This is a genomic window from Pseudomonas sp. GM78 (assembly GCF_000282475.1).
Classification (GTDB): Bacteria; Pseudomonadota; Gammaproteobacteria; order Pseudomonadales; family Pseudomonadaceae; genus Aquipseudomonas.
In genome coordinates this window covers 1-9545 of sequence record NZ_AKJF01000225.1, presented here as the reverse complement: position 1 = coordinate 9545, position 9545 = coordinate 1, and the positions used below count along the sequence as shown (strand labels likewise).

The following is a 9545-nucleotide window of genomic DNA, read 5'->3' as shown; positions in this document are numbered from 1 at the left end:
GGCTGCGATCTTTTGATTTTGCCCTTCAAAACAAGATCAAAAGATCGCAGCCTGCGGCAGCTCCTACAGGTTCAGCGTACAGTCAGTACGGTATCGACGCGCGTGAGCCACTGCGCTTCGATCTCGAAGTCGGCCTGGGTCAGCTGGTTGTCCTCCAACCAGTGCTCCGGGAACACCACTTCCAGGCTGTTGCCATTGGCGTTCAGTTCCACCTGGGGCATTTGCTGGGTGCCGCGGATGTGATGGAACAGGATCGCGAAGCGCAGCAACACGCACAGGCGAATCAGCTTGATGCCGTCATCGCCGAATTCGGCGAACTTGTCTTTGGGAATGTTACGGCGGTGACCGCGCACCAGCAGTGCGAGCATCAGCTGGTCTTCGCGGGAGAAACCGGCCAGGTCCGAGTGCTCGATCAGGTAGGCGCCGTGCTTGTGGTACTGATAGTGGGCGATGTCCAGGCCAACTTCATGCACCTTGGCCGCCCAGCCGAGCAGTTCGCGCCAGACGCCGTCTTCCAGGTCCCAGTCCCTGGCCACCTGATCGAAGGCATGCAGGGCCTTGCGTTCGACTCGCACCGCCTGTTCCAGGTCGACGTGATAACGCTCCATCAGCGAGGTCAGGGTGCGTTCACGCACGTCTTCGTGATGATGACGACCCAGCAGGTCATAGAGCACACCTTCGCGCAACGCGCCTTCACAGTGGTCCATGCGTTGCAGTTCAAGGGAATCGAAGATGGCTTCGAGGATGGCCAGGCCTGCCGGGAAAATCGCCCGACGGTCCGGCTTGATGCCTTCGAAGTCGATTTTCTCGACATCGCCCAGTTTGATCAGCTTGCGCTTGAGCCAGGACAGGCCTTCGGCATTCACTTCGCCGCTGCCGTGGCCGCCGGCCTTCAGCGCCAGGCCGATGGCGCGGATGGTGCCCGAGGAGCCAATGGCTTCATCCCAGGTCAGGCGGTGCAGGGCGTGTTCGATGCTCATGATCTCCAGCCGTGCTGCCGTATACGCCTGGGCGTAGCGGGCCGGGGTGATCTTGCCGTCCTTGAAATAACGCTGGGTGTAGCTGACGCAGCCCATCTGCAGGCTTTCGCGCAACAATGGCTCGAAGCGCTGACCGATGATGAATTCGGTACTGCCGCCGCCGATGTCGGCCACCAGGCGTTTGCCCGGGGTGTCGGCGAGGGTGTGGGACACGCCGAGATAGATCAGGCGCGCTTCTTCACGGCCGGAGATGACTTCCACCGGGTGGCCGAGGATTTCTTCGGCACGGTGGATGAATTCGTTGCGGTTACGGGCTTCACGCAGGGCGTTGGTGCCGACGATCCGCACGGCGCCCGTAGGCATACCGTTGATCAGTTGGGCGAAACGCTTGAGGCAATCGAGCCCGCGTTGCATGGATTCTTCGCTGAGATGACGTTCGTCGTCGATACCGGCGGCCAGCTGAACCTTCTCCCCGAGACGTTCGAGAATGCGGATTTCGCCGTTCTGGGCCTTGGCCACGACCATGTGAAAGCTGTTGGAGCCCAGGTCGATTGCGGCGATCAGGGACAGATTCTTGGCTTGGGATTGCGGCATGGTCAGGGGGTCTCGGTCGTTAACCTCGACATCGTGCCACGATCACAGGCTGGCGCCAACGCGTTGTGTTCAAAGCCTTGATCCAGCGCAGCAATGTCAGTGACCGCTGCGCGGTCAATCGCGGGCAAGCCCGCTCCCACAGGTTTTTGTGTCGATCACAAAATTGTAGATTTACACGGGTCACTGTGGGAGCGGGCTTGCCCGCGAAGAGGGCCTGACAGCCACCGAAGACCTTTCAGCCCGCCGCCTCCACGGTCCCAATGAAATTCGCCAACTCCACCGTCCGCGGATTGGCAAACAACTCCTTCGGATCCCCCACCTCATGCACCAACCCCTGATGCATGAACACCAACTTATCCCCAACTTCCCGGGCAAAGCGCATCTCATGGGTGACCATGATCAGCGTCATGCCTTCCTTGGCCAGTTGCCGAACCACGCTCAACACTTCATTGACCAGTTCCGGGTCCAGTGCCGAGGTGATTTCGTCGCACAGCAACACCTTGGGCGACATCGCCAGCGCGCGGGCGATCGCCACCCGCTGTTGCTGGCCGCCGGACAGTCGATCGGGGAAGGCGTCGAACTTCTCCCCCAGCCCGACCCGCTCCAGCATCTGCCGCGCCAGTTCGGTGGCTTTGGTTTTCGGTACTTTCTGCACCACTTGCGGCGCAAGCATCACGTTCTCGCCGACCGTCAGGTGTGGGAACAGGTTGAACTGCTGGAACACCATCCCGACTTTCTGCCGCAGGCTGCGCAGGTCGGCGCGGGCGGCGTCGAGGTATTCGCCGTCGACTTCGATGACGCCATCGTTGATCGATTCCAGGCCGTTGAGGGTGCGCAGCAAGGTCGACTTGCCCGAGCCGCTGCGGCCGATGATCGCCACCACCTGGCCTTGCTCGACGCTCAGGTCGATGCCTTTGAGCACATGGTGGTCGCCGTAGTATTTATGCAGGGCGGAAATTCTAAGCAGAGGCATGCAGTCTCCTTTCCAGGTAGCGCGCACTGAGGGACAAGGGGTAGCAGAGCAGGAAGTAGCCGAGGGCGACCAGGCCGTAGACCATGAAGGGTTCGAAAGTGGCGTTGGCCAACATGCCGCCGGTCTTGGTCAATTCTGTGAAACCGATGATCGAGGTCACGGCAGTGCCTTTGACCACTTGCACCGAGAAACCCACGGTCGGCGCCACGGCGATGCGCAGCGCTTGCGGCAAAATCACGTAGCGCAGTTGCTCCAGAGGGTTCAGCGCCAGGCTCGACGCGGCTTCCCACTGGCCGTGGGGGATCGACTCGACGCAACCGCGCCAGATCTCCGCCAGATAGGCGCTGGTGAACAACGTCAGGGCGATTGCCGCCGCGGCCCACGGCGAAATCTCCACCCCGGCCAGCGCCACCCCGAAGAACACCAGGAACAGCTGCATCAACAGCGGCGTGCCCTGGAACAGTTCGATGTAGGTGCGGGCAACGCTGCGCGGCAGGGATTTCTTCGAGAGGCGCATCAGCATGATCAGCAAGCCGATCAGCCCGCCGCCCACGAACGCCACCAGCGACAACGCCAGTGTCCATTGCAGGCCCGTGAGCAGGTTGCGCACGATGTCCCAGAAGGTGAAGTCGCTCATCGGCTGCTCCTGGCAATGAACCGGTGGCCGATCCAGTTCAGCAACTGGCGGATCAACAAGGCCATGCACAAATAGAGCAGCGTGGTCAGGGCATAGGTTTCAAAGGCGCGGAAGTTGCGCGACTGGATGAAGTTGGCGGCGAAGCTCAGCTCTTCGGTGGCGATCTGCGAACAGACCGCCGAACCGAGCATGACGATGATGATCTGGCTGCTCAGGGCCGGCCAGACCTTGCCCAGCGCTGGCAGCAGCACCACGTGGCGGAAGGCTTCGAAACGCGTCATCGCCAGTGCCGCCGCGGCCTCCAGCTGGCCTCGCGGGATTGCCTGGACACCGGCACGGATGATCTCGGTCGAGTAGGCCCCCAGATTGATCACCATCGCCAGCACCGCTGCCTGCCATTCGGAAATCTGCACGCCCAGTGACGGCAGGCCAAAGAAGATGAAAAACAACTGCACCAGGAACGGCGTATTGCGGATCAACTCGACGTAGACCGCGAAAACCCCGGCGAAGGGGCGGATGTTCCACGCCCGCACCAGCGCCCCGACGATGCCCAGGCCCACCCCCAGCACCGCGCCGATGGCCGTCAGCTCAAGGGTGAACAACGCACCGCGCAGCAACAGGTCGGTGTTGTGCACCACCGGCAAGAAATCGAACTGATAAGCCATAGCGTGTCTCCTGCGCCCCGGATCAGAGGTCGGCCGGCAGCGGTTCTTTCAACCAGGCCAGGGCGTTTTTCTCCAGCGCGCCGTCGCTCTTGGCGGTCACGAGGATCTGGTTGACCTTGTCCAGCAGCGCCGGCTCGTTCTTGTTGATGCCCACGTAGACCGGCGAATCCTTGAGCTTCACTTTCAGCGCCGGCACGCGTTTGGGGCTCTTCTCGCTGATCGCGACCATCACCACGTTGCCGCTGGCGATCAGGTCCACTTGCCCGGCCAGGTAAGCGGCGATGGTCGAGTTGTTGTCTTCGAAACGCTTGATGGTCACGCCTTCGGGGGCGACCTTGGTCAGTTCGATGTCTTCGATGGCGCCACGGGTGACGCTGATGGTTTTGCCCTTGAGGTCGTCCAGGCTCTTGATGTCGGCGTCTGGCGGCCCGAACACGGCGAGATAGAAAGGCGCATAGGCGCGGGAGAAGTCGATGACTTTTTCCCGCTCGGGGTTCTTGCCCAGGCTGGAGATCACCAGGTCGACCTTGCCGGTGGTGAGGAACGGGATGCGGTTGGTGCTGTTGACCGGGGTCAGTTCGAGTTTGACCTTGAGCTGGTCAGCCAGCAGTTTCGCGGTGTCGATATCCAGGCCGCGCGGCTTCATGTCCGGGCCGACCGAGCCGAAGGGCGGGAAGTCCTGCGGTACGGCGACCTTGAGGACGCCGCGCTTGACCACATCTTCCAGGGCGTCGGCGTGGGCGGGGGCCTGACACAGCACGAGGCTGGTGAACAAGGCAGCGAGGAGGGCGCTGTAACGCTGGGTCATGGCAAGTCTCCGGATCTTCGAGAAGTGATTTCTGCGGATCGACAGAGCACGGGCCATGCCAACATGCCGGCTTCGGGGCGCCAGGCCGCGGTTTTGCTGGCGTCCCACGGTCTTACTGGTCTGAACAGTCAGGTGGCCTTTCGCACCCCGATGGCGCAACCGCGAATGCAATCGAACCCCCATGGGGCACGACTTGCCGGGCGCGGCGAATAGCTTTACAACTGATCGCACATTGGCCTGGTTCGACTGGAAAACCATGAACTCGATCTCTCGCGCCGTACCTGAAGTGGCGCTGCAAGCCATCCGCAAACTGATCACCGAACAGGGTTTCGGGCCGGGGGATGCCTTGCCCTCGCAACGGGACCTGGCCGTGCAATTGGGTGTCAGTCGGGCATCGTTGCGCGAGGCGTTGTCATCGCTCAGCGCCCTGGGTGTCATCAGTATCCAGCCGGGTAAAGGCGTGTTCGTGCAGGCGCCCGTGGAGCTGCCCCGGGGTGAGGCGGCACCCGGTTGGCCGTTTGCGGCACAGGCTTCGCCCCTGGATATCTTCCAGTTGCGCTATGCGCTTGAGGGCTTTGCTGCGGGTCTGGCGGCCGTGACCTTGAGCATCGATGAGCTCGATGCACTGGAAGATAACGTCGCCGCCATGCGCGACGAGCTCAAGCGGTGCGACTTCGAAGCGGCGGCCCGCCTGGACTTTGAATTCCACCGACGCATTTTGCTGGCCAGCGGCAACCAGGCAATGCTCAGCATCCTGACGGCCAGCGCCGACATCTTCCTGGAAAGCCAGAAGCTACCGTTCATCCGGGCCGAGCGGGCCATGGAAACCTGGCAGGAACACCGCAAAATCCTCCGCGCGCTGGCGCGCCGGGCCTCGGGGGCTGCACAAAAGGCCATGCACGAACACGTGCGCAACGCGGCGCTGCGTACTGGAATTGCCTTCGTCGCTCCCGCCACGGCGTGACCTGGGCTATACCCAAACTCATGGAACACCATAGCGAGACTCAATCATCTGCACCTTCCTGAACGAGGGAAGGGCCGTTATGATGGGCCACGTTTTTTTGCTTACAACCCTGGAGAATTCCATGAGCAGCGATCTTATCAAACACGTTAGCGACGCTAGCTTCGAGGCCGACGTACTCAAGGCTGAAGGCGCTGTACTGGTCGACTACTGGGCTGAGTGGTGCGGCCCTTGCAAAATGATCGCTCCTGTCCTGGACGAAATTGCAGAGACTTACAAAGGCAAGCTGACCGTTGCCAAACTGAACATCGACGAAAACCAGGAAACCCCCGCCAAGCACGGCGTGCGTGGTATCCCGACGCTGATGCTGTTCAAGAATGGCAACGTTGAAGCGACCAAGGTCGGCGCACTGTCGAAGTCGCAACTGGCGGCTTTCCTCGACGCCAACATCTAAGCGTCGTTACAGCGTGTCAGAAAAAGGCCCCGCAATTAGCGGGGCTTTTTTCGTTGTAGAGGGCTAGACGCTCCGAAACTCAGGTGTTACATTCGGCCCCGCGCTGGTTTCTCCAGTGCCCCCTGCTAGCCGTCGCCGACGCTCTCCTTTTCGAATAAGTACGCGATCCTGTCGCCTTCTCCGCGGCGCGGCCTCATTAAGCCAAAAGCTTAATTTCCCCCCTCCATAAATGATTACGTCATTCCTATATGAATCTGACTGAACTCAAGCAAAAGCCGATTACCGAACTGCTCGAATTGGCCGAACAGATGGGCATAGAAAATATGGCCCGTTCGCGCAAGCAGGACGTGATTTTCTCCCTGCTGAAAAAGCACGCGAAAAGCGGCGAGGAAATCTCCGGTGATGGCGTGCTGGAGATTCTCCAGGACGGCTTCGGCTTCCTCCGCTCTGCAGACGCCTCCTATCTCGCCGGCCCAGACGATATCTATGTCTCGCCGAGCCAGATCCGTCGCTTCAACTTGCGCACCGGTGACACCATCGTTGGCAAGATCCGCCCTCCGAAGGAAGGCGAGCGTTATTTCGCGCTGCTCAAGGTCGACACGATCAACTTCGACCGTCCGGAAAACGCGAAAAACAAGATTCTCTTCGAGAACCTGACCCCGCTGTTCCCGACCGTGCGCATGAAGATGGAAGCCGGTAACGGTTCCACCGAAGACTTGACCGGTCGAGTCATCGACCTGTGCGCCCCGATCGGTAAAGGCCAGCGCGGTCTGATCGTTGCACCGCCGAAAGCCGGTAAGACGATCATGCTGCAGAACATCGCGGCGAACATTGCGCGTAACAATCCTGAAGTTCATCTGATCGTATTGCTGATCGACGAACGTCCGGAAGAAGTAACCGAGATGCAGCGCACCGTGCGCGGCGAAGTGGTTGCCTCGACGTTCGACGAGCCGCCAACCCGCCACGTGCAGGTTGCCGAAATGGTGATCGAGAAGGCCAAGCGCCTGGTCGAACACAAGAAGGACGTGGTGATCCTGCTCGACTCCATCACCCGTCTGGCCCGTGCCTACAACACCGTGATCCCGAGCTCCGGCAAGGTATTGACCGGTGGTGTCGATGCCCACGCCCTGGAGAAACCGAAGCGTTTCTTCGGCGCCGCGCGGAACATCGAAGAAGGCGGCTCGCTGACCATCATCGCCACCGCGCTGGTTGAAACCGGCTCGAAGATGGACGAAGTGATCTACGAGGAATTCAAAGGCACCGGCAACATGGAACTGCCTCTGGATCGCCGCATCGCTGAAAAGCGTGTGTTCCCGGCTATCAACATCAACCGTTCGGGTACCCGTCGCGAAGAGCTGCTGACCGCCGACGACGAGCTGCAGCGCATGTGGATCCTGCGCAAGCTGCTGCACCCGATGGACGAAGTGGCTGCCATCGAGTTCCTGGTCGACAAGCTGAAAACGACCAAGACCAACGATGAGTTCTTCCTGTCGATGAAGCGCAAGTAAGTCGATAGACCAGCAAAAGCCGGGGAAACCCGGCTTTTTGCTATCTGAATTTTGCTCAAGCGGCAGTTCGTGGTTCTGAATAAAGGGGTTCGGCGCTAAACTGCCCACCCCGAACGCCACGGCCAACACGAGGCTCACGCATGCAGTATCGCGACTTGCGCGACTTTATCAGCGGCCTGGAACAGCGCGGCGAACTCAAGCGCATCCAGGTTCCGGTGTCCCCAGTGCTCGAAATGACCGAGGTCTGCGATCGCACCTTGCGCGCCAAGGGCCCGGCCCTGCTTTTCGAAAAGCCCACCGGTTTTGACATTCCCGTGCTCGGCAACCTGTTCGGCACCCCCGAGCGCGTGGCGCTGGGCATGGGCGCCGAAGCGGTCAGCGAACTGCGCGAGATCGGCAAATTGCTGGCGTTCCTCAAGGAGCCCGAGCCGCCAAAGGGGCTGAAAGATGCCTGGTCCAAGCTGCCGATCTTCCGCAAGATCATCTCGATGGCACCCAAGGTGGTCAAGGATGCGATCTGCCAGGAAGTGGTCATCGAAGGCGACGACGTCGATCTGTCGACCTTGCCCGTGCAGACCTGCTGGCCAGGCGACGTCGCACCGCTGATCACCTGGGGCCTGACGGTCACCAAGGGTCCGAACAAGGACCGGCAGAACCTCGGCATCTACCGTCAGCAAGTGATTGGCCGCAACAAGGTCATCATGCGCTGGCTGAGCCACCGTGGCGGCGCGCTGGATTACCGTGAATGGTGTGAAAAACATCCTGGCCAGCCGTTCCCGGTGGCTGTGGCACTGGGTGCTGACCCGGCGACCATTCTGGGTGCCGTGACCCCGGTGCCGGACAGCCTCTCCGAGTACGCCTTCGCCGGCCTGCTGCGCGGCAACCGTACCGAGCTGGTGAAATGCCGCGGCAACGACCTGCAAGTGCCGGCCACCGCCGAGATCATCCTTGAAGGCGTGATCCACCCGGGCGAGATGGCCGATGAAGGTCCGTACGGCGACCACACCGGTTACTACAACGAAGTCGACAGCTTCCCGGTGTTCACGGTCGAGCGCATTACCCATCGGATCAGGCCGATTTATCACAGTACTTACACTGGTCGTCCGCCGGATGAGCCGGCGATTCTCGGCGTGGCGCTGAACGAAGTGTTCGTGCCGATCCTGCAAAAGCAGTTCCCGGAGATCACCGACTTCTACCTGCCGCCCGAAGGTTGCTCGTACCGCATGGCCGTCGTGACCATGAAGAAGTCGTACCCGGGGCATGCCAAGCGGGTAATGCTGGGTGTCTGGTCGTTTTTGCGACAGTTCATGTACACCAAGTTCGTTATCGTCACCGACGACGATATCAACGCGCGGGACTGGAACGACGTGATCTGGGCCATCACCACGCGCATGGACCCCAAGCGTGACACGGTGATGATCGAGAACACGCCGATCGACTACCTCGACTTCGCCTCGCCGGTGTCCGGCCTGGGTTCGAAGATGGGGCTCGATGCCACGCATAAATGGCCGGGTGAAACCACGCGCGAGTGGGGCCGTGTAATCGTCAAGGACGACGCCGTGACCCAGCGGATCGATGCCATCTGGAATCAGTTAGGAATAGATTGATGCGTGTAACCTTGCAGCCCTCCGGAGCCGTACTGGATATCTTGCCCGGCGAGCGGATTCTCGATGGCGCGCGCCGCCTGGGCTATGAATGCCCGCAAAGCTGTCGCAACGGTAACTGCCATGTGTGCGCTGCACTGCTGGTGGAAGGGCGCGTCGAGCAGTCAGGTCTCGTGCGCGACCATGGCGAGTTCTACACTTGCATAGCAGAGCCGCTGGAAGACTGCATCGTGCTGTGGGATGGCGTGCTCGCGCTGGGAGAATTGCCGGTGCGCAGTCTGTCGTGTCAGGTCACCAGTTGCACCGAGGTCGGCGGCGATACCTGGCGGGTGCGGCTGCGGGCCCCCGCCGGCAAGCCACC

10 protein-coding genes are annotated in these 9545 nt (G+C 61.0%); 5 read left to right on the top strand and 5 right to left on the bottom strand.

Annotated elements, in window-relative coordinates; translation table 11 throughout:
* Window positions 1–71: 71 nt before the first annotated feature.
* From ppx to PMI35_RS00415, 5 genes are all read right to left on the bottom strand, one after another.
* The gene (ppx, locus tag PMI35_RS00395; protein ID WP_008066615.1) at window positions 72–1574 is read right to left on the bottom strand and encodes an exopolyphosphatase; all 1503 of its coding nucleotides are present in this window, start codon (window positions 1572–1574) and stop codon (window positions 72–74) included.
* Between the two features lie 235 nt (window positions 1575–1809).
* Window positions 1810–2547, bottom strand: a complete 738-nt coding sequence (locus tag PMI35_RS00400) for an amino acid ABC transporter ATP-binding protein (RefSeq protein WP_008066611.1) — start codon at window positions 2545–2547, stop codon at window positions 1810–1812.
* The gene (locus PMI35_RS00405; RefSeq protein WP_008066608.1) at window positions 2534–3184 is read right to left on the bottom strand and encodes an amino acid ABC transporter permease; all 651 of its coding nucleotides are present in this window, start codon (window positions 3182–3184) and stop codon (window positions 2534–2536) included. The genes PMI35_RS00400 and PMI35_RS00405 overlap by 14 nt, the downstream gene beginning before the upstream one ends.
* Window positions 3181–3849, bottom strand: coding sequence for an amino acid ABC transporter permease (locus PMI35_RS00410; protein ID WP_008066606.1), 669 nt, complete (start codon window positions 3847–3849; stop codon window positions 3181–3183). Before PMI35_RS00410 ends, PMI35_RS00405 begins: the two co-directional genes overlap by 4 nt.
* Window positions 3850–3871: 22 nt before the next feature.
* Window positions 3872–4657 (bottom strand): transporter substrate-binding domain-containing protein, encoded by a 786-nt coding sequence (locus PMI35_RS00415; protein ID WP_008066605.1) that lies wholly within the window; start codon window positions 4655–4657, stop codon window positions 3872–3874.
* Window positions 4658–4913: 256 nt separating this feature from the next.
* Between PMI35_RS00415 and PMI35_RS00420 the strand changes: the two genes are divergently transcribed.
* The 5 genes from PMI35_RS00420 to PMI35_RS00440 all read left to right on the top strand — a co-directional run.
* Window positions 4914–5621: a FadR/GntR family transcriptional regulator gene (locus PMI35_RS00420; RefSeq protein WP_008066603.1), complete on the top strand. Its 708-nt coding sequence runs from the start codon at window positions 4914–4916 to the stop codon at window positions 5619–5621.
* Window positions 5622–5742: 121 nt separating this feature from the next.
* The gene (gene trxA, locus PMI35_RS00425; protein ID WP_003206727.1) at window positions 5743–6072 is read left to right on the top strand and encodes a thioredoxin TrxA; all 330 of its coding nucleotides are present in this window, start codon (window positions 5743–5745) and stop codon (window positions 6070–6072) included.
* 248 nt (window positions 6073–6320) lie between these two features.
* Entirely contained in the window at window positions 6321–7580 is a 1260-nt protein-coding gene (gene rho, locus PMI35_RS00430; RefSeq protein WP_003206716.1) for a transcription termination factor Rho, read from the top strand.
* Window positions 7581–7720: 140 nt separating this feature from the next.
* Window positions 7721–9187 (top strand): 4-hydroxy-3-polyprenylbenzoate decarboxylase, encoded by a 1467-nt coding sequence (gene ubiD, locus PMI35_RS00435; protein WP_008066594.1) that lies wholly within the window; start codon window positions 7721–7723, stop codon window positions 9185–9187.
* On the top strand, window positions 9187–9545 hold a 359-nt coding region (locus tag PMI35_RS00440; protein WP_008066592.1), incomplete at its 3' end, for a 2Fe-2S iron-sulfur cluster-binding protein. The genes ubiD and PMI35_RS00440, both read left to right, overlap by 1 nt.